At 66.1% G+C, this 336-nt stretch carries 1 pseudogene; it reads left to right on the top strand.

The features are described from left to right. Positions 1-336: pseudogene (locus tag EXE42_RS17395) on the top strand (dehydrogenase); the annotation flags it as partial.

The following is a 336-nucleotide window of genomic DNA, read 5'->3' as shown; positions in this document are numbered from 1 at the left end:
CGGACCGACAGTGGGGGGCCGTCTTCGACCTCAACAAGTGTATCGCCTGCCAGACGTGTACGCTCTCGTGTAAGACCACCTGGACCCACGGCGAGGGCCAGGAGCACATGTTCTGGAACAACGTCGAGTCGAAGCCGTACGGGGCCCACCCGCTCGGCTGGGACCAGGAGATCTTAGACCGGCTCGGCGTCCAGGAGTGGGGCTCCGACGGCGTCTACGACGGCGACACAATCTGGGAGGCGAACGACGTCGACTGGGAGGAGACGAGCCCGACCGAGGAACACGTCGCCAACGAGGGCCACGTCGCGAGCTACATGCCCGACGACGCCGACTGGG

It is taken from the genome of Halorubrum sp. SP3 (assembly GCF_005435195.1).
GTDB classification, from domain to species: domain Archaea; phylum Halobacteriota; class Halobacteria; order Halobacteriales; family Haloferacaceae; genus Halorubrum; species Halorubrum sodomense.
Note: the sequence above shows the minus strand (reverse complement) of the source record. Positions and strands in the feature narration are given on the sequence as shown.